We start from the raw sequence: 24,738 nt of genomic DNA, 5'->3' as shown, positions 1-24,738 counted from the left end.
GAACACAATAGCCGTTCATAACTAAGGATATACAGGCCCGCAGCGCCGCCCTGGCCGCTGCTCGGAAACCTATCCATCGAACGGGGAGCACATCATGTCTTTTTCCTTTTCCAAGCGCAGCTTGGTTCTTGGCATTCTGGGCGCCTGCAGCCTGCTGCAAGCCTCGGTCAGCCATGCCGACACTTATCCTGCGCGCCCCCTGACTCTGGTCGTGGGCTACCCCGCTGGCGGCAGTGTGGACTTGACCGCGCGCCTGCTGGCTGAAGAACTCAGCAGCCGCCTGGGTCAAAGTGTCGTCGTGGAAAATGCGGGCGGTGCCGGCGGCACCATTGGTGCCCAGCGCGTACAACGGGCCGCTGCCGACGGCTATACCTTGCTGCTCGGTTCCACCAACGAGATGATCATTGCGGGCATGATCAATAAAGCCGTACGTTACAACGGACAACAAGATTTCACGCCTATTGGCATGATTGCGTCCCAACCCTTGTTGCTGGCTGCCTCCACAAAATCCGGCATTCATTCTGCCGCAGATTATGCCCAAAAGCTGCGCGCTGCCGAACCGGAAGCCTTCAGTTTTGGCTCCTCGGGCGTCGGTACGACCTTGCACCTGGCCGGTGAAATGGTGAACGCTTCGACCGGCACCACCGCCATGCACGTGCCCTATCGCGGCGTACCTCCTCTGGTATCGGATTTGATGAGCGGGCAATTGGATACGGCTTACCTTGTACTGTCATCAGGTTTACAACAAGCTCGCGCCGGTGCCATTGTGCCTTTGGGCATTACCGAAACCAAGGCTTCTCCAGCCGCCCCGGAAATCCCGCCGCTGGCCGATACCCCCGGCTTTGAAAAGGTCGATATCAACGTCTGGTTTGGCTTGTATGGCCCCAAGGATTTGCCCGAGTCCGTCACCAGCACCTTGCGTCAAGCCCTGGACAGCAGTCTGCAATCGCCCACCTTGCAAGAGAAGATGCAGTCAAATGGAGCCACGCTCTACGCCCCCGGCATGAACGCGGCCGAGTTTCAGGCCAAAGAGGTCGACAAATACGCCCGTCTGGTCGAGTTGGCCAAACTGCAGGCCGAATAAAACACATGCGCCCTGGCTGACAGCCGGGGCGCTGGAGTCTTCACCATGCAATTTTCTCTTTCTTTGCCTGACATTCAAAAAGAGCGTCAGGGCAATACCGGTGTTCCTGGCCTGTGGTGTCTGGATTCGGGCAAGGCAGGCCGTACCGTCATGATCAGCGCCCTGATCCATGGCAACGAGCTGTGCGGCGCCTGGGCCTTGAAAGCCGTGCTAGCCAGCGGCATGCAGCCACGTCGCGGCAAACTGATTCTGGCCTTTTGCAATCTGGACGCCTTTGATCGCTTTGACCCTGCGCAGCACGACGCCAGCCGCTACGTGGACGAAGACATGAACCGCGTTTGGAGCGATCAAAAGCTGTCGCAAACACAGACACAAGAACAACGACGCGCACGGGCCATCTTGCCTTGGCTGGAACAAGCCGACTGGTTGCTGGATCTGCACTCCATGCATGAACCCAGTGCCCCCTTGTTATTGACCGGCACCTTGGCGCGCAATATCGAGCTGGCGCAAACCCTGAGCGCCCCCGAGCATGTCATTGTGGATACGGGCCACAAGGACGGCGTACGCATGCGCGATTACGGCCGTTTTTCTGACCCGAATGCCGATGAGACCCGCTCCTTATTATTGGAATGTGGCTTTCATGGTGATCCAGATACACCTGCTATCGCATTGGACCTGATTGCCCGCTTTCTGATCGCCTCCGAGATTGTGCAAGAAGAGGATTTGCCTGCGGACTGGCGTCGAGCCTCGCCCGATCAGCAGCGCATTTTGCAAGTTACCCATGCCGTTGTCGCCCCTTCCATGAACGTCAGTTTCAGCCAAAACTGGCAAGGCCTGGAAACCTTGGCCAAAGCAGGCACCCAGATTGGGCAAGCCGATGACCAGCCCTTGCTGACGCCTTACGATCATTGCACGCTGGTCATGCCGTCACTACGCCAGCTACGCCCCGGTGTCACCGTCGTGCGCCTGGCACAAGACTACGCACCCTCTTGACGGGCCTTTCAAATACCGAGAAGAAAAGCGAAACTTGGCGGTACTTTGGCTACCAAAGCCTGCATAGCCATCCTACAATCGGCACATGTGCATCGCTTATATCGCCGTCGGAGTGAATGCGGATTGGCCGCTGATTATTGCCACCAATCGCGACGAATATCATGCTCGCCCCAGCCAGCCGGCTCAGCCCTGGCAAAACGAGTCCCAGATTCTGGCGGGTCGAGACCTGCAAGCCGGAGGTACTTGGCTGGGCCTGACGCAAAGCCGTGGACGTCTGGCCCTGCTAACCAATTACCGCGAAGTGCCGGGCAGCAAAAACCGCAAGCACCGTTCGCGTGGCGAACTGATTCCTCAGTTCCTGGTCGATGAGCGCAGTCCCGCCGAGTATCTGGAACAGTTAGCCCGGGAAGGGGCTGACTACGCAGGCTTCAATCTCTTTGTTCTGGAGTGGCCTGACACACAACAACCGTTACGTCTGGGCTATTACAGCAATCGCCACCCCAGCGGCCGTCCGCATCGGCTGGAACCGGGCGTGCATATTCTAAGCAATGCCTGGCTCAATACGCCTTGGCCCAAAAGCCTGTTCCTGAAAGAAACTCTGCAGGCGCAGCATTTTGATGGCTCGCCGCAAGCGGTAGAAGGTTTGTTCCAGGGCTTGCGCAATCAAGAAGTGGCCGCCGACTCTGACTTGCCCCAAACCGGTCTGAGCCTTGAGCACGAACGCTTGTTAAGCAGCCCGTTTATTGTCAGCCCCGATTACGGCACCCGCTGCACCACCGTCATTACTATTCATCAGCATGGGCACGGGATGCTACGTGAACGCAGTTTCAATTCGCTCGCTGAACCCATCCGTCAGCATGACTGGCCTTTTTTATGGCCCAGCTTTCATCCTGACAGCCAGCCTGCCCCCTCTCATAACAGCAACAGAGCCACTAATGGCCCGCTTAGTCTTCCCACTTCAAGCAAGGAAATCTCATGAGTCCTCGTCTTTCTTTGATCGGCATTGCCATGTCGCTGGCCTTATTGAGCAGTCCCATCACGCATTCCCAGGAACTGCCGCCCAGCCAGTACTACGGATCAACCGAATACATTAGCGGCGGAATAGGCAGCGATGAAGCCCAGTTATTCCGCATGGTACGCGGCACCTTCCCCTTATCCGTCAACTTCTCGGCGCATCAGGGCGAGCGCGTCGGCTATATTTCCGACGTGCAACTGGTCATCCGCAACAGCGGCGACCAAACTGTGCTGAACAGTCTGATCGATGGCCCCTACTGCCTGATTCGCCTTGCGCCCGGCAATTACAAGGTGTTTGCCACGTACCAGGGTCAAACCCAGGAGCGCCAGGCCAGCATTGTGGACGGTCAGTCCCGTGAGCTGAACTTCATCTGGAAGTAGGATAGTTACGCTGATAGGTATCCAGGCCCATGGCCTGGATCTGCTCTTCGATCAACTGATCGAAAGGCCGTAACAAAGGCCTGAAATCTCGCTCTGGCTCCATAATCTGCATCAACCGGACAATCGCTTCCAAGGTAGACACGGCCTGAGGGTCGGGCGCTTTACGCAGCCTGTAGCGTGACGCTTCCCCGTCAGGCAGCATCCAATACGGCAGGGTTTGCAAGACCGGATTACGATGCAAAATCAAGCGCGCCTTGCGCCAGGTGCCATCGGGCACCACGATCAAATCCGGTTTTTCTTCTGGGCCTGTTGAACCCGCTACCTTGGCTTGCGGCCCCGGAAACAGCAAGACAGGGCGATGCGCCTGTGCCAGACGCGCCCCCAGCTCTTCAAACTGCTCCCCCACCCATAACTCTGTCCCTTTCAATCCCAAATACGCCAGACGTGCGGTATTGAGCGCATGCCGCGCTTCGGACGGATGCTGCAAAATCAGAACCGGGCACGCCGCTTCTAGCGAGGGAATCAAGGGACACAAGCAGCGAGCCAATGGCCGCTGGCACTGTGCGCAACGGCCTGGGCGGGAGAGAAGGGAAGCGTTCATGCGAGAGAGTCAAACAGAAGGTCACAGTATATAAAAGTTCTGCCTTGAAACCGACTCCTGGTTTGCTGACAAACAAATTTACTGTATATTTATACAGCAATCAGGAGCACACCTATGGCAAGCGCACTTCGTTCCCTTTTAGACCTCCATCCCTCCCTGTGGACGGGCAAGCATTATGCGCATGCCGCAGGTTCTTGCCTGTCCAGCGGCTTTGACGCTCTGGATGCTGAATTACCAGGAGGAGGCTGGCCTATCGGCAGCCTGATCGAGCTGCAAGCACCACAGGACAGCAGTGCCTTATCCTTATTACTGCCAGCCTTGAACACCCTGCCTGCAGAACGATTGCGTATTTTAGTTGCGCCGCCCTATCAGCCCATGCAACAACGATGGCGCGGCACCTCTGCCACGACGGGACAAAGCGCTACATCAGAAAACGCGTTAGCCGCCCGCTTGATCTGGATACGCAGCCAACACCTGAACGACACCTTGTGGGCCAGCGCCCAGGCCTTACGTCACGGCCATTGCGCTGCCGTATTAAGTTGGTTGCCTGCTCACGTGCCTTTCGCCTCCTTGCGCCAGTTGCAGCTATTAGCCAACCAAAGCGACAGCCTGTTTTTTTGTTTGCGTCCGGCGCACAGTCAGGCCAACAGCCCAGCCCTTTTACGTCTGGATCTTCAGACCCGACAAGACCAACAAGGACAGCCTTGGTTGGATGTCCATATTCGCAAACGTCGGGGCCCACCTTGCAAGGACAGCATTGCCTTAGCGCCCCACCACATCTTGATGCCGCCAACGGCCATTCCGTCTCATGTACCTATGCCTGCGACTGCCCCAGAGCCTGCTTACGCCTGAGGCCAATCCCGAGCAGCAGGACGGTATCCAAGCGGTTTTGCTGCGCTACAGCCCTCAACTGGCACAGGTTCAAACCCATTTATGGGTATTGAATATCCGTGCCAGCATCCGGCTGTTTGGTGGCTTACGCCGTCTGTATCAACAGGTTCAGGCTGATTTGTCCCCTCTTGTCCCCCAGCCCTGTCTGGCCCTGGCGCCGACGGCCCGCGCCGCCTGCTTGCTGGCTTTGTCCAACCACAAGCAGCGCCGTTGCGTCCGCCGTTTACCAGCCTGCTTGAACCCGCTTCCTATCCACTTGCTGGCCCCGCCCGCTGACCAGTTGCAGTGGCTGCATAGTCTGGGCTGCCATACCCTGGGCCAGTTACATCAACTGCCCCGTGATGGCCTGTCCCAGCGTGGGTTGCGCGCCCTACTTTTGCAATTGGACCAAGCCTACGGCACACAAAGTTGGGCCTTGGAATGGGTGCATACGGCCCCGCAATTTACACGCAAACAGGAGATGGATGCCCCGTCCAATCACAAACCCACCATCTTGCGGGCGTTAAACCGCCTGTTGATCCAACTGGAGGCCTGGCTGAATCAATATCAACTGGCCTGCGGACGTCTGGAACTGGTACTGCATACGGAACGATACAAGGACTACCCCACCGCCACCCGCCTGGAATTACAGATGGCCCGCTCCTGCTGGCGCAGCCAGGACTTTCTGCCAGTATGGCAAGAACAGTTCCAGCCACTGCAATTGCAGGCGGCTGTACAAAGCCTGGTGCTGCAGGCTCAACAACTGCATCCTCGCCAAACTCATGCCAGCGGCTTGTTTCCCGATGCACGCCATTGGCAAGAGCAAGACCAGCAACTTCTGGAGCGTTTACAAGCCAGGTTAGGGGCTGAACAGATTTTGATGCCTGCCGCCCAAGCCAGCTATTTGCCTGAACAAGCGAATCAATGGCTGTCCTTGTCCAGCAGTCAGCCCCCCAAGACCAGTCATCCAACTTTGCAACGTCCTTGCTGGATGCTGGACCCGGCTCAGCCTTTACAACACGATCAGCAATCCCCGCTTCTGGATAATCAGCGCCTACGCCTGGTTCAAGGCCCGGAACGGGTACAGACAGGCTGGTGGAGCGGCTCCGGACATCAGCAACGGGACTACTTTATCGCCTTGTGTCCGCAAGGACGCTTGTATTGGGTTTATCGGGACTTGAGCCAGGAACATGCCTGGTACCTGCACGGAGTCTTTGGATGAAATCCCATATAGACCTGCTGTACTCAGAGCTGGACTGCCTGTCCAACTACAGCTTTCTGAATGGTGCGTCCCACCCCGAAGAGCTGGTCAGCCGAGCCGCCGAGCTAGGTTACAAGGCGCTGGCCTTATGCGATTACGCCTCCATGGCCGGTGTGGTACGCGCCTATGCGCAGGCCAAACTGCATCCGGAAATTCGCCTGCTGGTGGGAAGCCGATTCTGCTTTACAGGCGTGTGGGAACCGGCAAACCCACCAAACACCCATTCCACAAGCATGACTGGCGACGCTACTCAGGCCCATGAGCTGCTGATTTTGCCGCGCAACAAAGAGGGCTATGGCAATCTCTGCCAATTCATCTCACACGTGCACCAGTCTCTGGACTTAAAACAGCAAGCCTCGATTGACTGGTCTTTTTTGCAGCAAGCCCGTCAAGGCTCACAACAACACGTTTTGCCGGACTGTCTGGTCATTTACAAACCCGCTTATGGCTTGGATCGCGAGCACATCCACCTTCACACACAGCGGCTGTTGGAGCTGTTTGCAGGCCGCCTGTTTTTAGGCATCAGTCTGCATAGACGCGATCAGGACATGCAGCACTTACGTGCCGTCAGGCTGGCAGCGCAGGAGTCTGGCGTACCTTGTGCCGCTTTGGGAGGCGTTCATATGCATGTGCGCTCTCGCCAACCATTGCACGATACCTTGGCTGCCATACGCCTGAAAACGCCCGTGCAGGAATGCGGTTGGTCCTTGGCCGGTAATGCCGAGCATCATTTACGCAGTCGCTTCCAACTGGCCAATCTCTACCCCGCCGAACTGCGTGAGACCACCGATCACATCCAGGCGCTGTGTCAGTTCTGTTTAAGCGAAATCAAGTACGAGTACCCGGTCGAGATTGTGCCTCCTGGCCTCAGTGGCATTGAATATCTGCGACAGGAAACCGAGCGTGGTGTCCAAAGACGCTATCCCAAAGGGATCAGCGACCATTTGCGCATGCGTCTGGAGCAAGAGCTGAGCCTGATTGCAGACCTGGGCTACGAGTCCTACTTTCTGACCTTGCACGACATCGTCAGCTATGCGCGCAGCCAGGGAATCTTGTGCCAGGGCCGAGGCTCGGCCGCCAACTCGGCCGTATGCTATTGCCTGGGCATTACCGAAGTCGACCCTGCCAGCAGCCACACCTTATTTGCTCGCTTCATTAGCCGGGCGCGAGCGGAACCGCCCGATATTGATGTGGACTTCGAGCACCAGCGCCGCGAAGAAGTCATTCAGTACATTTACCGCAAATATGGCCGACAACGGGCCGCCTTAACCGCAGTCATCACCACCTATAGACGCCGTAGTGCCTTGCGCGATACCGGCAAGGCACTGAGCATTCCTCAACCCCTGGTCGAGGCCTTGATTCAATGTGACCGCGCCTGGCTTAACGACACCCGCATTCAAGATGAGGTCTTTGCGCGCTTTCCTCAATGCCCACCCGAACAAGCACATCAATGGCTGTCCTTGACCCGCCAGCTCATGGGCTTTCCGCGTCATCTGTCCCAGCATCCAGGCGGGTTTGTGATTTCACAAACGCCCTTGCACAGGCTGGTGCCGATTCAAAACGCAGCCATGCCGGGGCGCAGCGTTGTGCAATGGGACAAGGACGATCTGGATGTGCTGGGCCTGCTGAAAGTCGACATTCTGGCTTTGGGCATGTTGAGCGCCTTGCGCCGTTGCCTGGACAGTATCAGCCAACAAAAAGGCAAACCGTTCCACTTGCAGGACATTCCTTTGCAAAGCGCCAAAACCTTTCGCATGATACGACGGGCCGACACCATCGGCGTGTTCCAGATCGAGTCCCGCGCCCAGATGAGCATGTTGCCGCGTCTGCGGCCCACGTGTTTTTACGACTTGGTCGTGCAAGTGGCCATTGTGCGCCCCGGCCCCATTCAGGGTGGCATGGTGCATCCTTATCTGGAGCGTCGCCGCGACCACCGCAAAGTCGACTACCCCGCCCCCGAAATTCGCCATGTGCTGGCACGTACCTTGGGCGTACCTATTTTTCAGGAACAGGCTATGGAGCTGGCCATGGAGGCGGCAGGTTTCTCGGCAGATAAGGCCGATGCTTTGCGACGAGCCATGGCCGCCTGGCGTCGTCGTGGTGGCCTGGGGCCTTTTGAGCAGGAGCTGCTCGATGGCATGGCCGCCAAAGGCTATGATCCCGAATTTTCACAGCGTCTGTTCGACCAGATCAGCGGTTTTGGGGAATACGGCTTTCCGGAAAGCCACTCGGCCAGCTTCGCCAAACTGGCCTGGTTCAGCGCCTATCTGAAAGCACGTTACCCGGATCACTTTCTGGCTGCCTTGCTGAACTCCCAACCCATGGGCTTTTACGGCCCCAGCCAGTTAGTCCAGGACGCGCGTCGTCACGGCGTACAGGTCTTGCCCATTGATGTGCAATACAGCCTGTACGACAGCCATGTCTGCTCCAAGCCTGGCAGCCCACGCCAGGTACGTCTGGGCTTGCACATGGTCAAGGGTTTGAGCGAACAAGGGGCGCATGCCATCGTCAGTTACCGGCAAAGCCACCCGGAACGTCTGCTGAATCTGGCCTGCTTGCGCCAGGAGCTGGCTCTGTCAGCCCACGATCAACAAGCGTTGGCCCAGGCCCATGCCTTGCGCAGTGCCTATAGTCAACGCCGCCACAGCGTTTGGGATGCCCGACGTCCCAGCCAGGCAGGATTGCTGAGCCATGCTGAAACGCCGGATCAAACCCCGGATCTGCCGCGTGCCACTGCGGGACTGGAGGTATTAAGCGACTATCAAGCCGTGGGCTTGAGCCTGAACCACCACCCTTTGTCCCTGCTACGCACACAGTTGGCCCCCTTGCGATTCTCAACGGCAGAACAGCTTAATCAAACCTGCCCGGATCGGCGTCTGGCACGGGCTTGTGGGTTGGTCACCACTCGTCAACGCCCCGGCACCGCGAAAGGCACCGTGTTTGTGACGCTGGAAGATGAAACCGGCAGTGTCAATGTCATCGTGCGCGAAGAACTGGCCCAGGAGCAATCCCAGGCCTTGCTTCAATCTCGTCTGCTGGGGGTCTATGGTATCTGGCAGCGCGATGGCAGCGTTTGCCATTTGATTGCCCGCCGTTTGGTATCCATGAATCATCTGATTGGTCATCTGCTTGCACGTAGTCGAGATTTTCAATAATCGGATTTTTCCCCACCTCACCCTGCGTTAAACTATGGCTTTGCCCGTTCAACCAGGAACCACCATGAGTCAAACACTCAAAACCCGTTTAGCTGAAGATATCAAAACGGCGATGCGCGCTCGCGATAGCGGACGCCTGGAGACCTTGCGTTTTCTGCAGGCCGCGATCAAACAACGCGAAGTGGACGAACGTACCGAGCTGGGCGATACCGAAGTAACCAGCATCATTGAAAAGCAGGTGAAACAGCGCCGCGAATCCATTCAGGCTTTTGAGTCTGCAGGTCGTACCGAAAGCGCCGAGAAAGAAAAATCCGAATTGCTGATTCTGCAAGAATACCTGCCTCAGCAAGCCGACAGTGCTGAAGTTGATGCTGTCATTGCCGACGCCATTACCCAGGCCCAGTCCGAAGGCGCCCAAGGTCCCGCACTGATGGGCAAGGTCATGGGTTTGGTCAAAGCCAAGCTGGCAGGCCGTGCTGATATGTCCCAGGTTTCCGCTCAAGTGAAGCAAAAACTGAACCCATGAAGCATTGGCAGGCCGAACGGGCGCAGCCCAAACAGGATTTTTTCGGCACTCACATCCCCCTCATGCAGCACCTGGGCCTGCAAACGGTCAGCAGCACCGAGCAGGAGGTGATCACCTTCCTGCCCTGGCAAGCCTGTAATGCCAACTCCCGTGCTGATGTGCACGGGGGGACGTTGATGGCGATTCTGGACTTCACCCTTAGCGCCGCAGCACGGGCTCAACGCCCTGGCTCGGGCATGGCTACCATAGACATGAACTCGCAGTTTCTATTACCAGCGCGGGGCGATGTCTGGTTCAAGGCCCAATGCCTGTATCTGGAAGGCGATACCGCTTACTGCGAAGGGGGCGGATACGATGAGAAAGAACGCTTGCTGGTTAAAGCAGCTGCTACGTTCCGGGTAGTACGCGGTAGCTAAACGCCAAGGGCAATACGACTTGGCATGAATGGGCCGCCACGAGCTATCTTCACGTAAAGCACTCAGCCATTCAAAGACAGTAGCTGGTTCCCAAACGGCTATCGGATTGAAAAGAAGCGCACTAAAAAAAGCCCGTTTGATACGGGCTTTTTTATTTCCGGCGATGTCCTCGCAGACAGGCTTAATGTGTCTGCAAATCCTCATCGACAGGCTGATCCCATTCAGGGCTGAATTTCAAGAACGGATAATCCGTATAACCTTTGGGCCCCTGGGTATAAAAAGAGCCCGGGTCCCAGCCATTCAAGGGAGCACGCAACTGCAAACGCAAGGGCAAGTCCGGGTTAGACAAAAAAGCCTTACCGAACGACACGGCATCTGCCATGCCTTTGGATAAAGTGGTCTGTGCAGTGGGGAAATCAAAATGTTCGTTAGCGATAATCGCGCCGCCAAACTGACATTTGATCATGGGCAATAAGCTGTCCGAAGCCGGGCTTTCACGCAGAAACAAGAAGGCAATATCACGTCGATCCAGCTCACACGCCACATAAGAGAACAAACGGGCAGGATCAGAATCCTTCATGCCGTGCAAACCACCGCGCGGGGATAAATGCACACCGACTCGACCGGCCCCCCAAATGGCCACACAGGCATCCACAACTTCCAACAGAAAGCGCGCCCGGTTTTCAATAGAACCACCGTAAGCGTCCGTACGGGTGTTAGAGCCGTCGTGCAGGAACTGATCGATCAGATAGCCATTGGCACCATGTATCTCAACCCCATCGAAACCGGCACTGAGCGCGTTCTGTGCAGCAACGGAAAAATCATCCACGATGTCGGCGATTTCTTCGCTACGCAAAGCGCGAGGCACCACAAAAGGACGCTCAGGACTTAAGTGGCTGACCATACCCTCGCAGGCAATCGCGCTGGGCGCAACCGGTATTTGACCATTTAGAAACTCTGGATCAGAGACACGCCCCACATGCCATAATTGCAGAACAATTCGACCACCCTTGGCATGTACGGCCTCTGTAATCGTGCGCCATGCATCGACCTGAGCACGACTCCAGATGCCCGGCGTGTGGGCATAGCCCACGCCCTGCGGCGATACCGAGGTCGCTTCGGCTACAATCAGCCCCGCACTAGCTCGCTGACAATAGTACATACGCATCAAATCATTGGGCATACGGCCCTCCGAGGCGCGCGCGCGTGTCATGGGCGCCATGATGATGCGGTTCAGGAGTTCAATATCACCCAATTTTATTGGATCAAACAAACTAACCATTGTTTTACACTGTCCACTATTGATGTTTCCGCTGGGGCTTCAACGACACGCGCCCAAGGGAATACCCGATAAGGGTTTTTACCAGATATGCCTTTATACCATCAACGCTTAATTTGGCTTGAAATTGTTTCAAGCATCAAACGGATCAACTAAGCTATGGCACAGTTCGCCGTCATAGGATTAGGCCGCTTCGGTTCGGCCTGCGCCTTGGAACTCATGAAAACAGGACACTCCGTGCTGGGAGTGGACACAAACCCCAAATTGGTCAACAAATATGCGGACCAGTTAAGCCGTGCCGTCATTGCCGATGTCACTGACCGCCAGGCCCTGGAAGAGCTGGGGCTGGACAATTATGACGTAGTTCTGGTTGCAATTGGGGCCGATATTGAAGCCTGCCTGGTTTGTGTGGTTCATCTGAAAAGTTTTGGTGTTCCCACGATCTGGGCCAAAGCGACTTCTCATGCCCAGCATTTGATTCTGGCCAAAATCGGGGTTAACCGCATTATTCACCCCGAAGAAGAAATGGGCATACGGGTTGCCCAAATGCTCAGCTATCCGATGGTCAACGACTACATCACCCTGGGTAATGGCGATTACATTGTGGAAGTAACAGCCAGCGAGAATATGAATGGGCAGACCATCAAAGATGTGCTGCGCGAGCAAATGGACGATGTGCAGGTTTTGCTGGTCAAACGTCGTGGTCAAACCACGACCCAGCCCGATGCTGATTTTGCCCTGCATGCCAAAGACCTGCTGATCTTGCTTGGACAGTTGCAAGCTCTTCGTACTGCCGCCCCCAAACTGGTTTGATGTATGCGCAACTGGCTACCCAATAGTCTGACTCGCCGTCTTGAGGTCAATCCTCAGACCCGCACTCTCAGCGCCAGCCCGCCGCTGGTACTGGCTCTGGGCTTTATGGCCCTGATTATCCTGGGCGCTATTTTGCTTAGCCTGCCACAAGCGGCCGAACACCGTCTGGGCGTTTTCCAGGCCTTGTTCATGGCGACCTCGGCGGTCACCGTCACGGGTTTGGCGGTCATTGATCCTGCCACGGACTTAACGCACTTTGGGCAGATTGTTTTGGCACTGCTGGTGCAAGTTGGCGGCATGGGCTTTGTGACCTTTGCCGTCATTGCCGCCATCACCATGCACAAGCGCATCAGTGTCAGCCAGCAAGCGCTGGCATTGGAAGCCTTTAATCAAACCAGTGTGTCTCGTATTCGCAGCACGGCTTTGCAAGTATTCAAAATTGCCGTCTTGATTGAATTGATCGCCGCTGCCATTTTGTTTCTGCGGTGGACCATTGATTTACCGTGGACCACGGCCTTGTACCGCGCCCTGTTCCATGCCGTCACTGCCTTCAATAACGCCGGTTTTTCCTTGTTCCATAACTCCCTGATCCCGATTTCGGGGGATGTTATTTCAGTCATGACCATGTCGGGCCTGATTATCCTGGGCGGGATTGGCTTTACCGTGCTGGCCGATGTTGGGCAAAAGAAACGCTGGCAAACCCTGCTGCCCTATACCAAAGTGATCTTGCTGGGCACACTGATTCTGAACCTGATTGGTTTTTTTAGCCTCTGGGCACTGGAGTTTAGTAACCCCAAAACCCTGGGCATGCTTGGGGTGGGTGATCAGGCACTGGCCGCCTGGATGCAAAATGCCGCCACACGCACCGCCGGCTTTACCACCATGGATATTGCCAGCCTGCGCGACAGCACCCAGTTGATGCTGATCGTGCTGATGCTCATTGGCGGTGGCTCGCTCAGCACCGCCAGTGGTATCAAAATCGGAACGCTGATTGTATTAATGGCCGCCGTACGCTCATATATCCGCCAACGTGAAGAAGTGGTCTTGATGGGCCGCAGCGTCGCGCCTGACACCGTCCAGAAAGCGCTGGCTCTGTTTCTGATTACCGGCGCTCTGTACTTCATCAGCGTCTTGCTACTGACCTTGTTTGAGGACATGCCCATTACCAGCCTTCTGTTTGAAGCAGCCTCGGCCTTAAGCACCACCGGCATGAGCCACGGCATCACTCACAAACTTTCCATGCCCAGCCAGATCCTGATCATGGTGCTGATGTTTGCGGGTCGACTCGGCCCTCTGACCCTGATTTACTCCTTGGCCACGCGCAAACGCAGCCGCATACGCTATCCGGAAGGCAACTTCCAAGTGGGCTAATTCAGTCGCTAAACCACAGATATACAAGAAGTTTTAATAAAAACGACTATTGTCATCGTTTTTTGGTATGGTTAACAGATGTAAACATCGAACAACTACTGATCAGGATGCAGGCTTATGGATCACAGGAAGATGGCTACCTTAACCAAGCGCGCTGGAACCGGTCTTAGCGCGCTTTGTCGAGAACTGACCAGTCGTGGTATCAGTTACCACCCCTTGGTAGAGATGTACCAAAGTCAAATGGCTGTCATCGGTTTACTCAGTGACGAAGTGGTCGCCCTGCGCAAAGAGCTGGACGATCTGAAAAAAGTGGTTAAGAAAAACGGCTCATGAGCCGTTTATTTTTTGCCTGCCCTTTAATCCAGCCTGTCATCCTTACCCACACTGATTGCCCCTCTTGTTCACACCCATGCTTGTTACTTCGCCCCGTTTTTGGCTGTGCGCCCTTCTAGCCCTGTGCTCTGCCACCGCCTACAGTCAAAACGACAGGGTTCTGTCTACCCAAACGCAGCCTGGCATCCTTCCCAGCATCCCCCCTATCCCGCCTGCGGCCCCTATTTTGAACAAGGGGGCAAGCTTGCTCACACCCGAGTATCAAGGTGCACGCCTGCATATCTACCTGGAGCAATGGCACAGCCAGACTCAGTTGGACGCCGGGAATCTGGCTACACCGGCGCGTCAGAATAATCTGTTTATTGTTTTGCGCTACCGCTATACCAACACCAGCCCACGCCCCCTGAACCCGCAGATCCATCGACCACGCCTGTTTCTGGCAGATGCGTCGGGCCAAAAACTAGCACCCAATCAGCGAGCGACACAGGACTATCGCTACGCACACGATCTGGATACGGTGGGCCCGGACAAAATCAATCCTCTGGTGAGCATCTCGGATGTCGCGGTATTTGAAGTCAGCCCCGCCTTGTTTGATCCAAGCCGCTGGAGCGTTGTGGTTCAGGAAGGCCAGGCCATCCATATTCCCTTGTCGATTATTCCTGAAAAGTCCCCCAACAACGCTGAATAAGCACAATACTCCCCTTCTATTCCAATAAATCATTAAACTCTGCGCACAGACAGACCCGTCTTATAAGCAGACATGGAATAATACGGGGCCATATAAGCAAAATTAATCGACAAAGCTCTCGCGTCACGAGTCGTCAAGAGCAAGGAAACAAGATTGCGTCATACCCCTGTGCGGCTCAGCGTCACCCTCATCATTGCCAGCATCTTACTTTTACTGGTACTGAGGTCTTTGCCTACGCGCCCTGAGCCCGGTCCTGAACTGATCCCGGTAGAAGGCGGGTCATTTATGGCCGGCAATTTCCAGGTGCCCATGCGTGCTCCCGACGGCGAGCAGTCCGTGCAATGGGTAGCACAAGCCGATCAGGGTGCTCTGGATCCGTACCCGGTAGAGGTCAGCGCGTTTTCCATCATGAAAAAAGAGGCGACTAACGCCCTGTATGACCGCTTCCTGAAGCAAACCCAGCGCCCTGCCCGTTGGCAGCCCGTGAAAGGCGATGATGAACAGGCCGCCAATATGCCTTATGACGAAGCCGAAGCCTTTTGCACCTGGTTGGGAAAAAACAGTGGCCTGGACATGCGTTTGCCCACCGAGGCCGAATGGGAGTACGCGGCCCGCGGCCGCGGGCAAGCGATTCCTTGGGCTACCGACAACGGCCAATGGCAAGCAGGTCGAAATCTGCCGGAACCAGATAGTGGCGCGAACAAACACAAGACGGGTGCATTTCCGCCCAACCCCTTGGGCATACAGGACATGGCCAACGGTCTGCACGAATGGGTTATCTCCGACCCCAATCGCGACCCTGCCCATGTACGGATTTTCAAAGGTGGCAGCAATACGGGGACAAGCTCACGCGACACCATCCCCACACGGGGCATCGTCTTTCCCTTGTCCGACGCGACCATCCAGGCCAAACCCGAACTGGCTCGTCTGAAAGGCCGCCCCGCAGGCACCGTCTACTTTCAAAACGCCACCGCGCGTTGTGTGGCGCCGTTAAAGTCCAATGGCACCCCTCCTGTGTCAGCCAAGCCAGACAGCACCGTGCCGCCGGTTTTTAACGACGTATCGGTATCGGCCCCATCCTAAACCAGTCCCGGCGGCAAACCGCTGGTACAGACGGCGACAACCTTCGCGTCGTCTTCGCTGGTCGACAAGTAAATATGTCCGATGCCGCTGTCAAAATACGCAGACTCGTGTGTGTTCAGAAACAAGGTCTCGCCAGTTTCAAACTGAATAGCAATAGCGCCGGATAGGACGATCACAAACTCTTGCCCGGCATGCCGGATATAGTCGTCAAATTCGCTGGCATCGCGTGAGTCAATGACGGCCAGAATCGGGTTCATGTGTTTGCCGCTCAGTTCGCCAAACAACAGGCCGTATTCATAATTACGCGTCGCATAGCCCGGGGTGGCGGTGGACTTATGGCTGGAAATGCCCACTTCAGTGGTGAGCAAGCGTTGCGTGTTTTCCTCATCCGGTATGGCAAACAAGGAACCCACCTCAATATTCAGGGCGCGGGCCAGAACCACAAATTTTTCATAGCTTAAGGAGACCTGCCCTAGTTCTGCTTTGGAAATGGTAGAAAGCGCCAAGCCCGTTTTTTCAGACACCTGCTTGAGTGTCTGTTTTTGATTATGTCGGGCTTGACGCAGGCGAGATCCTACCTGTTCCTTGCTGAGCAATTCATTACGTCGCATGCCTGGATTGTAAGCGGCGCAAACGAAACCAGGCAATCAGAATCCAGGCCATCAACACAAAGCCCAGATAACCAAAAAACGGGTAGACCGTGCCGACCAGATTGATGAAACCAATCTTGGCCCCCACCAGTCCCAGCACTCCGGCAATGGCCGTACCAATATTGAATTTACGCGTGTTAGGGGTAAAAATTCGGGCTGAGAAGGAATACAGCACACCGACCGACGTCGTTAGAATCATGGCGAAAACCACCACGGACATAATGGTACCCAGCAGTTTGGATTGCTCGGTCGCCAGCATCAGCATAGGCAAGGCGGCCGAGCCAATGGTATCAATACGGCCAAACACACCGGCACTGATGAGCACGATCAAAAAACCCAGCAGCAAACCACCGACCAGTCCACCCAACAGCGCATTGCGGCGCGATGTAGCCTGCGCCCCTGCGATCATCAGAAACGGCGCCCCCACCACCATGTTGTAGGACACGTACAGCAACGCGCCGACTAACCAATGTCCTGCACCCTGAGGTTTGGTATGCGCGATGACATCCAACTCCTCCAATGGCAAGTCCCGGGTATTCCAGCTGTAAATGCACAGGAAAACCATCATCAGAACCAGAATGGGCGTGACGCTGCCAATAAAGGCCATCACCCTATCCACGCGCAAGAACACGATCAGCACGGTAATCAGCATGACGGCGACACTGCCGTACTGCGCCGGTACGCCCCACTGTTGCTCCATCAGCGAGCCACCACCGGCAAACATCACCACCGCAATGGCATACATGAAGAAGGTAATCATGATGTCGACCACCACGCCCAGACGCGGCCCACAAATCAAATACAACCCTTCTTTAAACGAATGCGATACTGAAACCTGGCTCAGCTCCCCCACCGCCATACCCAGTATCGTGAAGCACAGACCACTGACCACCCCTCCAAGCAATCCCCAATACCCGAAGCTGCTGAAAAACTGCAACACCTCCTGTCCTGATGCAAAGCCGGCCCCCACCACCACACCGACAAAGGCCATCGCAATGCCCAGGATATTTCTTATATTCGACATGCTTTCTCCTCCAGGAGATCAAAGTGCTGCTGTTTTTATGTTCTGAAACGAGCTGGTGACACCACAGCCGGATCAATCTCCAAGGCCTTCAAGGACTCGGGCAAATCCTGCTTTTGCAACAAACTGGCCGCCAGCAAGGACGCACCTGCTGCGGTTTGAATCCCATAGCCGCCTTGCCCCGCCAGCCAGAAAAAGCCGGGACATTGTGTATCGTGACCAATGACCAGCTCCCCATCAGGAGCAAAACTACGCAGTCCTGCCCACGTGTGGCTAGGACGACGGATACGAAGCTGGGTGCGCTCTTCAATGCGGTAAATGCCGGTGGCCACATCCAGCTCTTCGGCCACGACATCATGCGCGTCCACATCATCTGCATTGGCCGGCGACCCCAACAACATGCCTGCATCGGGCTTGAAGTAGAACTCTTCGCCAATATCAATCACTGCCGGCCAATCCCGGTGATCCATCCCTTCGGGTGGCGAGAACAAAAACGCTGAACGGCGCTTGGGCTGAATCCCCAAGGCTTTGAGGCCACAACGCTCGGCCAGGGTATCGGCCCAGGCACCGGCTGCATTGACCAGAACACGTGTGCGCACAGTACCGGGCTCAGAGCTGAGCTGAACGTCCCAACACTCGCCATCCCATTGCGCGGACAGGACTTCTGTATCCAGACGCAGCGTTACGCCTTTTGCTTGTGCCCCTTTCAGGAACCCCTGATGCAAGGCATGCACATCCATATCTTGGCCCTGCCCGTCATACAAGGCGCCCGCCAATTGCGCCGGATCCAGGCATGGCACCAACGTCAGTGCCTGCTCGGCCGTCATGCGGCTGACATCCAGCCCTTGCTCATGCCAATCCTCATATTGACTGTCCAGCAAATCCTGTTGTTCGGCTGTGCCCACATACAGCACGCCACGCGGCAGCAAAATTGGCTGATCGCTAAAACCGTCTGGCGGATGACTGAAAAAATCGTTACCCGCGACGGTCAGGGCACGAATCGTTTCAGTACCGTAGGTTTCAACAAACATAGCGGCCGAGCGCCCCGTCGAGTGATACGCAGCATGGGACTCTCTTTCCAGAACAAGCACGTGGGCGCTTTCCGGTAAACGGTAGGCCAAAGACACACCGGCCATCCCGGCACCCACAATGACGTAGTCATACACCATAAAATTCTCATATCCGATAATTGAGGGCTAATAGTAGGCCTTTCCCGGAAAAACATCCAAGCGGGTTTTTACTAGGCGGACACCTTGGTCTGTCTCGGACAGCCTTGCTTGACGCCTCCCCGCAGCTTGCTTCGCTTTCAAAACAGGGGCTTGGGAGCTCTGTTGTGGACATGGCAACAGGGCCGTTTATCAAGTGCCGGCTCGTTGCCTCTGCCGCCAGACACCGGGCGAGACTCCTTCCAAACGGCTAAAAGCACGGCTCAGGCTGGACTCATTGTCATAACCCACCTGCACGGCAATTTGCCCTATTGTCTGCGAACCGGCTGCCAACAAAAGCTTGGCTTTATAGATACGCCAAGCCGTCAAATAGGCCAATGGTGCTTGCCCAACAGCCGCCTTGAACAAAGCAGAAAAGGTAGACCGGGACAGCCCGATCAGTGCCCCCATTTCCTCCACCGACCACGGATGCGCAATCTGCTGATGCACAGTTTGCAAGACCGGGGCCATCCTGGGGTCTCGAATACCCGCTAACAACCCTGCCCCCAATGAGGCACAGCGAGATAAAGCCCGCAGTACCTTAATGAACATCACATCAACCAAGCGTGCGTTAATCAGCTGAGTTCCGTAATCTCGGCTTTGCACTTCGGTTTGCAGCACATCCAGGATATTTTTTATGGCGTGGGCATCTTCCGTCTTCAAACGAGTATGCACCATGGGGCCAAGCGCATTGAACAGGGGTTCGGCCGCCAACTTGTTGAAAGCAAAGCGAGCCGTCACAATTTCAGTCGAAACCCCGTCACCACCATGGATGATCGGCTCGGCATACGGATACCGAGCCAAAGTATCACAGGAAACCAGCGAATTTTCCTTGCCGTCACACAGCGAGAATTGCACCCCTGGTTGAATAAGCATGCAGGTATCCGCTTCCAGCAGCACGGGATCTGCCCGCTGCTCTCCCTTCAAATAACAAGCCCCTTTGCTGACAATCAACAGCCGCGCATACTCACCGGTGTCAAAGCTAACGCCCCAAGGCGCACGCAGTTGAAAGCACGCATACAAAGCATGCTGCAAACGCATGCCATCCAGAATTTCATCAAGGGGGTTCATGGCCATCAGACGATAAGACAGGAAAATCAGATTTTTAACTATAGATCGTCTGACTCCTCGGGCCTAGCATGCTTCTTACAAGAAGCAACAGGAGCAAGCATGGACACCTATCGTTTTACGCAATATGGCAGTGTGGACTATCTGGAGCGACGTCAGGAACCGTTTCCCGAACCTGGTCCCGGACAAGTGCGGGTTCAAGTCATGGCCTCAGCCTTGAACTTCAGAGACTTGTTGGTCATGAAAGGCACATTACGCTATCCCAATACGCCAGGGGCTGTACCCCTGTCAGATGCAGCAGGAATCATTGATGCGCTTGGCCCCGGCGTGCAGCGCTTCAAGTTGGGCGACCGTGTTATCAACAGCTTTTTCCCGAACTGGTTCGGTGGCCCCGCCTACGCAGGTCGGGAACAATATGGTGTTGAGCATGACGGCTGGCTCACTCAATACAAAGTCGTTTCGGCAGAGGCCTTGTCACTTATGCCCACCCACCTGAGTTTTGAAGAGGCGGCAACCCTGCCTTGCGCAGCCTTGACCGCCTGGTCAGCACTAGAAGGGATTAATGCGGGTGATACGGTGCTGACACAAGGAGGGGGTGGTGTCTCGACTTTTGCCATTCAACTGGCCAAGGCAATGGGAGCCCACGTGATTTCCAGCACCTCTTCCGACGACAAGTTCGACAAGCTGCTGCAACTAGGGGCTGACAAGGTCTTCAACTACAAAGACACGCCAGAATGGTCCGAACTTGTACGACACTACACGCATGGCGAAGGTGCCAATCGTATTATTGATGTCGGTGGCCCAGTGACGATTGCACAATCCATCAAGGCGGTTGCTGTGGGTGGGCAGGTGTCCCTGGTCGGCTCCTTAGGAAAATCTGTGGAATCGCTGGACGTGATGGATCTGGTCTTTAGCCAGGCCAATTACAAAGCCATCGGTGTGGGTAGCCGCAGCGATCTGGAAGCCATGAATCGAGTCATTAGCCAGCACCGAATCCATCCCGTTATCGATCAGGTCTTCAATTTTAAAAAAGCCCATGAGGCCTATCGCTATCTGCAACAGCGCCATCGCTTTGGCAAAATCGTAATCCGCCACTTACTAAAGAGTCCGCAGATTACGTAAATCAAATCTAATTGAGAAGCAGTTGGAATACAATTGCGCCATGTCTGTCCAACGGCACCGCTCTCCCGCAAAGAATGGCATAGCCTGGCAAATTCTTTTTTGCCTGGCGATCCTGTCATTTTTGTGCCGTTCGCTGGTGCCGGCAGGATACATGCCGGACAAGGCTGACGAGCAAAACGGCTTCTTTTCCGTCACGCTGTGTGCCCCCGGTGGCACGCCCAGCACGATCTGGATGAGCCTGACAGGACAGGCCGATCCGCCACTATCCAATGAACACGCGGATATCCAGAAGTGCCCTTACGCCCTGGTTCTATCCCAAGTGGCCTTGCCCAGTGCCGACATGGCAAGCCTGGATGTACCGATGGATCACCCGCCTTTGCTGCTGGTGCACCGCAATCAGACCTTGCCCCCCTTACCCGCGCTGGGGCCACCACTCGGGTCACGCGCTCCGCCTGCCAACCTTGTTTGATCTCTCGTGGCCGACTGCCATATGTGCAGTCGCTTTTCAGCGAAGTCATTCAAGGTTTTTTTATGTCTATTTTTTGTATTTCTGCACAGGCATGCGCTGTGCAGGCCGCCCCCTTTCTGCCCTCTGTCCAATTAGCGCCAGGATCACCGCGCACACGAATCAGCGTCCTGGCTCTGACCTTGCTGTTCTCCAGTTCCTGGGCAAGCCTTGCTCATGCACAAACGCCAACACTGGCCCCCGTCATCGTCACTCCAGAGCGCGGTAAAAGCCTGACCGTTCCAGACCTGCAAACTGCTCAAAAAAATATTGAACAAACCGCGGGCGGCGTCGCTCTGGTGCCCGAAAGCGCCTGGCGTGATACCAAAGCCGCTACCGTCAAAGACATGCTGGACTACACACCGGGGGTGTTTGCGCAGCCCAAATGGGGTGATGATGCGCGCCTATCCATACGGGGTTCAGGGCTGTCGCGTTATTACCATCTACGGGGCATCAGCCTGTATCAGGACGGCATCCCCTTGAACGACCCGGACGGCAGCAGCAACTTCCATCGTATCGACCCTACAGCCTACCGCTATACCGAAGTCTATAAAGGTGCCAATGCCTTGCAATACGGAGCCGCCACCTTGGGCGGGGCCATCAACTTCGTCACTCCTACCGGCCATGATGCCGACGCCTTTCAAGGACGTCTGGATGCCGGTAGTTTTGGCTGGCGACGCGTACAACTGAGCAGCGGCTTTGCGGGCGAAAAACTGGATGGTGTAGTTTCCGGCTCCTGGCAAACCCAGGATGGTTATAGAGAACAAAGTGCTGGCCATTCCCTACGTGCGAATGCAAACCTGGGCTGGCGTTTGTCAGACCGGGCAGAAACCCGTTTTTACCTGAGCGGCTACCAGATTCACCAGGATATTCCCGGCTCGGTCAGCCGCGATCAGGCTCTGAATAATCCACGACAAGCCGCCAAAGAAAATAAGCAAAACGACTGGCAGCTCAACCTGGACGGCGGTCGCATTGCCAACCGCACAGTGCTGGTCATGGGCGAGACGCAGTACGAACTAGGTGGCTGGTTTGAACAAAGTTCGTTGCGACACCCTATTTATCAATTTATTGATAGGGACACGAGCAGCTACGGCGCCTACGGCCGGTTGGTCAACACCAGCCCGCTTGCGGGCAGAGACAATCGCTTCACACTGGGCCTGACCTGGTCGGCCGGCAAGATTGATGCCCAAAACTCGGTAAACGTGGGAGGTAAACGACTGGAAAAACTGTCTGCTAGCAAAGACAGGTCCAACAACCTGAGCATCTATGCCGAAAACGCCTGGAGTCTGGGCTCGGACTTGTCCCTGATCACCGGCCTGCAATACCTGCACGCTCAGCGCAAGCGCCAGGATCGGTATAACGGCGGCCTGCCTACCACGCGATCCGGGGACAAAAGCTACCACTTCTTCAATCCCAAGTTGGGCCTGTTGTGGCAGGCGGGTCCGCAGTGGCAAATCTACGGCAATATTTCCCGCAGCGCCGAGCCGCCTACGTTTGACGATATGACCTTCTCGACCAGCAATGATCTGGATCGCCTGCAAGCCCAACGCGCCACCACCTTCGAAATTGGCACCCGAGGAGAAAGCGGGGACGTGGCCTGGGACGTCTCCCTGTACCATGCGCGCGTCAAAAATGAGCTGCAATGCATCAGCGCGCCCTGGAACATCTGTGACAAGACCGTCAACGCGGATCGCACCACTCACCAGGGCGTAGAACTAGGTGTGCAATGGACAGCCGCCCGAGGCCTGTTTGTACAAGGTCTGCAAAGTGACAGCCTGGAGGTCAAAGGCGCCTACACCTACAGCAACTTCAAGTTCGACAACGATCAGGACTGGAACAACAATCAAATACCCGGTGTGCCCAAGCACTATCTGCGCGCAGAGATTATCTACAAACACCCTTCAGGCTTTCACATTGGTCCCAATGTGGAATGGGTGCCGCAGGCTTACTACGTCGATAACGCAAACACCACCAAAACCAGTTCCTATGCCCTGCTGGGCTTGCGAGCTGGCTGGGAGCGCGGCCCCTACTCCTTCTATATCGATGGCCGCAACCTGACGGATCGCCGATACATCGCCAGCGCCAGCATTACGGACTACGCCACCGCCTCCTCGCCCTTGTTCGAGCCGGGTACAGGGCGATCGGTCTTTGCCGGTGTGCAGATCCAGTATTGATCCCGTTTTTTTATCTTCTCAAGGGGTTTGTCATGCACGTCAGATCGCAGCCGTTGAGCTTTACATACCGGATCACTGCCCCTTGGCTGCCAATAAGTCAGATGAACACCCTGCTCGGGGCGAAAGCCCCACCCTGTCCTTTATTAGCTTGAGAAACAAGGAGTTTTTATGAAAACCGCTTCACAACATCGCCAGACCTTTAAGGTGACACTTCCCGGCCTTTTCTTCACCATGGCTTTATTCATCTTGTTCGCGATGCTCACGGGCGTGGCTCACGCTGCGCCGTCAGAGACCGATCGCATCTCCCAGGCCATGAAAGCGATTTGGGACAGTCCCGAAGCGCCTCTTGTGGTGGAGCCTATCGTGATCGAGGGTGACTATGCCCTGGCCGGTTGGACGCAACTGGCGCGCGGTGGCCGTGCGCTCTTAAAGAGTCGCCATGGGCAATGGAATGTCCATATGTGCGGTGGCGATGGCTTGAACGATGTCGAGACTCTAACGATGGCAGGTATGAGCGCTGAAGCGGCAGAACGTCTGGTCAAGAACACCAGCGAAGCAGAAGCCAAACTACCCGCCGAGGTGACCGCCAAATTCTCCACCTTTGGAGACAATATGGTGGTCGATCACAACCACCACCCGGACTAATTCAGGAAGGAGAACCCGCTGCGCAAGGGCTGAGTCAACAAGGGATGACTGCACCGGATCGCCGGACCGCCGGATCGCCGGATCGCAGCTTGCCCTACTCAGTCTGAGTGTGGTCATGCCCACACTGAGCACACTTCTTGCGCGGAAACGGCGAATAGCTGGTGAACAGGCTCTGGCTACCCATGAACGGCGACAGGCCACACTTTGGGCAAGTAAAAACCGTCATGGCCACCAGGCCCTGGCCCAGAATGTAAAAGCCAAACACCCAAAACCCCAATGTCCCCAACACACGGTCGAACACAGGTAGCCCAAAATACAAGGCGACCAGGAGCAAGATATTGAACAACGTAAACAGCCAGGCTTTTCTGTAGAGCGCCATCAAGAACCTTTTAAAATCAACTTCCACAAGTCTGGAAGTGCTTTGTCGATTTCATTTAAGCGCGGACAGTGTACGGGATTCAGTTCGCCTTAGAGGAAACT

The 24,738-nt window shown here is 55.7% G+C and carries 25 protein-coding genes; 18 read left to right on the top strand and 7 right to left on the bottom strand.

The features are described from left to right. The first annotated feature begins 94 nt into the window (after nt 1-94). The 4 genes from AC6I6N_RS03315 (at nt 95) to AC6I6N_RS03300 (ending at nt 3,472) form a co-directional block, all read left to right on the top strand. A complete protein-coding gene (locus AC6I6N_RS03315) occupies nt 95-1,084 on the top strand; it encodes a Bug family tripartite tricarboxylate transporter substrate binding protein (RefSeq protein WP_427957208.1) in 990 nt (329 codons plus the stop codon). A gap of 45 nt (nt 1,085-1,129) precedes the next feature. Next, complete coding sequence (locus AC6I6N_RS03310; protein ID WP_249494365.1) at nt 1,130-2,077, top strand: M14 family metallopeptidase; 948 nt, start codon at nt 1,130-1,132, stop codon at nt 2,075-2,077. 85 nt (nt 2,078-2,162) lie between these two features. Next, nucleotides 2,163-3,056: an NRDE family protein gene (locus tag AC6I6N_RS03305; protein WP_108727458.1), complete on the top strand. Its 894-nt coding sequence runs from the start codon at nt 2,163-2,165 to the stop codon at nt 3,054-3,056. Next, entirely contained in the window at nt 3,053-3,472 is a 420-nt protein-coding gene (locus tag AC6I6N_RS03300; protein ID WP_346548626.1) for a carboxypeptidase-like regulatory domain-containing protein, read from the top strand. The genes AC6I6N_RS03305 and AC6I6N_RS03300 overlap by 4 nt, the downstream gene beginning before the upstream one ends. Here AC6I6N_RS03300 and AC6I6N_RS03295 read toward each other — a convergent pair. Further along, nucleotides 3,459-4,073 (bottom strand): tRNA-uridine aminocarboxypropyltransferase, encoded by a 615-nt coding sequence (locus AC6I6N_RS03295; RefSeq protein WP_497943218.1) that lies wholly within the window; start codon nt 4,071-4,073, stop codon nt 3,459-3,461. The two genes, AC6I6N_RS03300 and AC6I6N_RS03295, sit on opposite strands and share 14 nt — an antisense overlap. A 114-nt stretch (nt 4,074-4,187) precedes the next feature. On the opposite strand from AC6I6N_RS03295, the gene imuA reads away from it, so the two are divergent. The 5 genes from imuA (at nt 4,188) to AC6I6N_RS03270 (ending at nt 10,301) form a co-directional block, all read left to right on the top strand. Further along, nucleotides 4,188-4,925 (top strand): translesion DNA synthesis-associated protein ImuA, encoded by a 738-nt coding sequence (gene imuA / locus AC6I6N_RS03290; RefSeq protein ID WP_108727456.1) that lies wholly within the window; start codon nt 4,188-4,190, stop codon nt 4,923-4,925. Continuing rightward, complete coding sequence (locus tag AC6I6N_RS03285) at nt 4,882-6,165, top strand: Y-family DNA polymerase (RefSeq protein WP_264672810.1); 1,284 nt, start codon at nt 4,882-4,884, stop codon at nt 6,163-6,165. Before imuA ends, AC6I6N_RS03285 begins: the two co-directional genes overlap by 44 nt. Then, the gene (locus AC6I6N_RS03280) at nt 6,162-9,359 is read left to right on the top strand and encodes an error-prone DNA polymerase (RefSeq protein WP_249494362.1); all 3,198 of its coding nucleotides are present in this window, start codon (nt 6,162-6,164) and stop codon (nt 9,357-9,359) included. Before AC6I6N_RS03285 ends, AC6I6N_RS03280 begins: the two co-directional genes overlap by 4 nt. 64 nt (nt 9,360-9,423) lie before the next feature. After that, complete coding sequence (locus AC6I6N_RS03275; RefSeq protein ID WP_094196634.1) at nt 9,424-9,885, top strand: GatB/YqeY domain-containing protein; 462 nt, start codon at nt 9,424-9,426, stop codon at nt 9,883-9,885. Further along, nucleotides 9,882-10,301, top strand: a complete 420-nt coding sequence (locus tag AC6I6N_RS03270; RefSeq protein ID WP_094196633.1) for a PaaI family thioesterase — start codon at nt 9,882-9,884, stop codon at nt 10,299-10,301. The genes AC6I6N_RS03275 and AC6I6N_RS03270 overlap by 4 nt, the downstream gene beginning before the upstream one ends. A 181-nt stretch (nt 10,302-10,482) precedes the next feature. Here AC6I6N_RS03270 and AC6I6N_RS03265 read toward each other — a convergent pair whose 3' ends face one another. After that, nucleotides 10,483-11,583, bottom strand: coding sequence for an alkene reductase (locus AC6I6N_RS03265; RefSeq protein ID WP_230018242.1), 1,101 nt, complete (start codon nt 11,581-11,583; stop codon nt 10,483-10,485). 156 nt (nt 11,584-11,739) lie between these two features. Here AC6I6N_RS03265 and AC6I6N_RS03260 point away from each other — a divergent pair, with 156 nt between their 5' ends. The 5 genes from AC6I6N_RS03260 (at nt 11,740) to AC6I6N_RS03240 (ending at nt 15,868) form a co-directional block, all read left to right on the top strand. Continuing rightward, the gene (locus tag AC6I6N_RS03260; RefSeq protein WP_108727453.1) at nt 11,740-12,393 is read left to right on the top strand and encodes a potassium channel family protein; all 654 of its coding nucleotides are present in this window, start codon (nt 11,740-11,742) and stop codon (nt 12,391-12,393) included. Nucleotides 12,394-12,396: 3 nt separating this feature from the next. Then, nucleotides 12,397-13,764 (top strand): TrkH family potassium uptake protein, encoded by a 1,368-nt coding sequence (locus tag AC6I6N_RS03255; protein WP_230018244.1) that lies wholly within the window; start codon nt 12,397-12,399, stop codon nt 13,762-13,764. 132 nt (nt 13,765-13,896) lie between these two features. After that, a complete protein-coding gene (locus tag AC6I6N_RS03250; protein WP_223254031.1) occupies nt 13,897-14,097 on the top strand; it encodes a hypothetical protein in 201 nt (66 codons plus the stop codon). 244 nt (nt 14,098-14,341) lie between these two features. Next, on the top strand, nt 14,342-14,785 hold the full coding sequence (locus AC6I6N_RS03245; protein ID WP_230018246.1) for a hypothetical protein: 444 nt from the start codon (nt 14,342-14,344) through the stop codon (nt 14,783-14,785). Nucleotides 14,786-14,938: 153 nt separating this feature from the next. After that, on the top strand, nt 14,939-15,868 hold the full coding sequence (locus tag AC6I6N_RS03240; protein WP_264672807.1) for a formylglycine-generating enzyme family protein: 930 nt from the start codon (nt 14,939-14,941) through the stop codon (nt 15,866-15,868). Here the strand turns inward: AC6I6N_RS03240 and AC6I6N_RS03235 are convergent. The 4 genes from AC6I6N_RS03235 to AC6I6N_RS03220 all read right to left on the bottom strand — a co-directional run bounded on the left by AC6I6N_RS03235 (nt 15,865) and on the right by AC6I6N_RS03220 (nt 19,815). Beyond that, nucleotides 15,865-16,479, bottom strand: a complete 615-nt coding sequence (locus AC6I6N_RS03235; RefSeq protein ID WP_497943217.1) for a helix-turn-helix domain-containing protein — start codon at nt 16,477-16,479, stop codon at nt 15,865-15,867. The genes AC6I6N_RS03240 and AC6I6N_RS03235 overlap by 4 nt on opposite strands. After that, nucleotides 16,469-17,542 carry a YkvI family membrane protein gene (locus AC6I6N_RS03230; protein ID WP_497943216.1) on the bottom strand — a complete coding sequence of 358 codons (1,074 nt, stop codon included), beginning with the start codon at nt 17,540-17,542 and terminating at the stop codon, nt 16,469-16,471. Before AC6I6N_RS03230 ends, AC6I6N_RS03235 begins: the two co-directional genes overlap by 11 nt. A gap of 35 nt (nt 17,543-17,577) precedes the next feature. Beyond that, nucleotides 17,578-18,708 carry an NAD(P)/FAD-dependent oxidoreductase gene (locus AC6I6N_RS03225; protein WP_108727448.1) on the bottom strand — a complete coding sequence of 377 codons (1,131 nt, stop codon included), beginning with the start codon at nt 18,706-18,708 and terminating at the stop codon, nt 17,578-17,580. A 189-nt stretch (nt 18,709-18,897) separates the two neighbouring features. Next, a complete protein-coding gene (locus AC6I6N_RS03220; RefSeq protein ID WP_159063919.1) occupies nt 18,898-19,815 on the bottom strand; it encodes an AraC family transcriptional regulator in 918 nt (305 codons plus the stop codon). A 99-nt stretch (nt 19,816-19,914) separates the two neighbouring features. On the opposite strand from AC6I6N_RS03220, the gene AC6I6N_RS03215 reads away from it, so the two are divergent. From AC6I6N_RS03215 to AC6I6N_RS03200, 4 genes are all read left to right on the top strand, one after another. Continuing rightward, the gene (locus tag AC6I6N_RS03215) at nt 19,915-20,934 is read left to right on the top strand and encodes a zinc-dependent alcohol dehydrogenase family protein (protein ID WP_094196623.1); all 1,020 of its coding nucleotides are present in this window, start codon (nt 19,915-19,917) and stop codon (nt 20,932-20,934) included. A gap of 40 nt (nt 20,935-20,974) precedes the next feature. Next, nucleotides 20,975-21,403 carry a DUF2946 family protein gene (locus AC6I6N_RS03210; RefSeq protein WP_335641799.1) on the top strand — a complete coding sequence of 143 codons (429 nt, stop codon included), beginning with the start codon at nt 20,975-20,977 and terminating at the stop codon, nt 21,401-21,403. 62 nt (nt 21,404-21,465) lie between these two features. Then, on the top strand, nt 21,466-23,613 hold the full coding sequence (locus AC6I6N_RS03205) for a TonB-dependent receptor family protein (protein WP_159063918.1): 2,148 nt from the start codon (nt 21,466-21,468) through the stop codon (nt 23,611-23,613). A gap of 168 nt (nt 23,614-23,781) precedes the next feature. Further along, the gene (locus tag AC6I6N_RS03200; RefSeq protein ID WP_094196620.1) at nt 23,782-24,258 is read left to right on the top strand and encodes a copper uptake system-associated protein; all 477 of its coding nucleotides are present in this window, start codon (nt 23,782-23,784) and stop codon (nt 24,256-24,258) included. Nucleotides 24,259-24,352: 94 nt separating this feature from the next. Here the strand turns inward: AC6I6N_RS03200 and AC6I6N_RS03195 are convergent, their stop codons facing one another. Next, nucleotides 24,353-24,637, bottom strand: coding sequence for a hypothetical protein (locus AC6I6N_RS03195; protein WP_159063917.1), 285 nt, complete (start codon nt 24,635-24,637; stop codon nt 24,353-24,355). Between the last annotated feature and the right edge of the window lie 101 nt (nt 24,638-24,738).

The organism is Alcaligenes sp. LTN-3 (assembly GCF_059735605.1).
This window is presented reverse-complemented; position numbering and strand designations above follow the sequence as displayed.

What these genes read in the sequence shown, in the direction of transcription:
- AC6I6N_RS03315 (WP_427957208.1), top strand. Translation starts at nt 95, where the DNA reads ATGTCTTTTTCCTTTTCCAAGCGCAGCTTGGTTCTTGGCATTCTGGGC.
- AC6I6N_RS03295 (WP_497943218.1), bottom strand. Translation starts at nt 4,073, where the DNA reads ATGAACGCTTCCCTTCTCTCCCGCCCAGGCCGTTGCGCACAGTGCCAG.
- AC6I6N_RS03235 (WP_497943217.1), bottom strand. Translation starts at nt 16,479, where the DNA reads ATGCGACGTAATGAATTGCTCAGCAAGGAACAGGTAGGATCTCGCCTG.
- AC6I6N_RS03305 (WP_108727458.1), top strand. Translation starts at nt 2,163, where the DNA reads ATGTGCATCGCTTATATCGCCGTCGGAGTGAATGCGGATTGGCCGCTG.
- AC6I6N_RS03195 (WP_159063917.1), bottom strand. Translation starts at nt 24,637, where the DNA reads ATGGCGCTCTACAGAAAAGCCTGGCTGTTTACGTTGTTCAATATCTTG.
- AC6I6N_RS03225 (WP_108727448.1), bottom strand. Translation starts at nt 18,708, where the DNA reads ATGGTGTATGACTACGTCATTGTGGGTGCCGGGATGGCCGGTGTGTCT.
- AC6I6N_RS03310 (WP_249494365.1), top strand. Translation starts at nt 1,130, where the DNA reads ATGCAATTTTCTCTTTCTTTGCCTGACATTCAAAAAGAGCGTCAGGGC.
- AC6I6N_RS03260 (WP_108727453.1), top strand. Translation starts at nt 11,740, where the DNA reads ATGGCACAGTTCGCCGTCATAGGATTAGGCCGCTTCGGTTCGGCCTGC.
- AC6I6N_RS03230 (WP_497943216.1), bottom strand. Translation starts at nt 17,542, where the DNA reads ATGTCGAATATAAGAAATATCCTGGGCATTGCGATGGCCTTTGTCGGT.
- AC6I6N_RS03300 (WP_346548626.1), top strand. Translation starts at nt 3,053, where the DNA reads ATGAGTCCTCGTCTTTCTTTGATCGGCATTGCCATGTCGCTGGCCTTA.
- AC6I6N_RS03210 (WP_335641799.1), top strand. Translation starts at nt 20,975, where the DNA reads ATGTCTGTCCAACGGCACCGCTCTCCCGCAAAGAATGGCATAGCCTGG.
- imuA (WP_108727456.1), top strand. Translation starts at nt 4,188, where the DNA reads ATGGCAAGCGCACTTCGTTCCCTTTTAGACCTCCATCCCTCCCTGTGG.
- AC6I6N_RS03200 (WP_094196620.1), top strand. Translation starts at nt 23,782, where the DNA reads ATGAAAACCGCTTCACAACATCGCCAGACCTTTAAGGTGACACTTCCC.
- AC6I6N_RS03220 (WP_159063919.1), bottom strand. Translation starts at nt 19,815, where the DNA reads ATGAACCCCCTTGATGAAATTCTGGATGGCATGCGTTTGCAGCATGCT.
- AC6I6N_RS03285 (WP_264672810.1), top strand. Translation starts at nt 4,882, where the DNA reads ATGTACCTATGCCTGCGACTGCCCCAGAGCCTGCTTACGCCTGAGGCC.
- AC6I6N_RS03205 (WP_159063918.1), top strand. Translation starts at nt 21,466, where the DNA reads ATGTCTATTTTTTGTATTTCTGCACAGGCATGCGCTGTGCAGGCCGCC.
- AC6I6N_RS03270 (WP_094196633.1), top strand. Translation starts at nt 9,882, where the DNA reads ATGAAGCATTGGCAGGCCGAACGGGCGCAGCCCAAACAGGATTTTTTC.
- AC6I6N_RS03215 (WP_094196623.1), top strand. Translation starts at nt 19,915, where the DNA reads ATGGACACCTATCGTTTTACGCAATATGGCAGTGTGGACTATCTGGAG.
- AC6I6N_RS03280 (WP_249494362.1), top strand. Translation starts at nt 6,162, where the DNA reads ATGAAATCCCATATAGACCTGCTGTACTCAGAGCTGGACTGCCTGTCC.
- AC6I6N_RS03275 (WP_094196634.1), top strand. Translation starts at nt 9,424, where the DNA reads ATGAGTCAAACACTCAAAACCCGTTTAGCTGAAGATATCAAAACGGCG.
- AC6I6N_RS03265 (WP_230018242.1), bottom strand. Translation starts at nt 11,583, where the DNA reads ATGGTTAGTTTGTTTGATCCAATAAAATTGGGTGATATTGAACTCCTG.
- AC6I6N_RS03250 (WP_223254031.1), top strand. Translation starts at nt 13,897, where the DNA reads ATGGCTACCTTAACCAAGCGCGCTGGAACCGGTCTTAGCGCGCTTTGT.
- AC6I6N_RS03255 (WP_230018244.1), top strand. Translation starts at nt 12,397, where the DNA reads ATGCGCAACTGGCTACCCAATAGTCTGACTCGCCGTCTTGAGGTCAAT.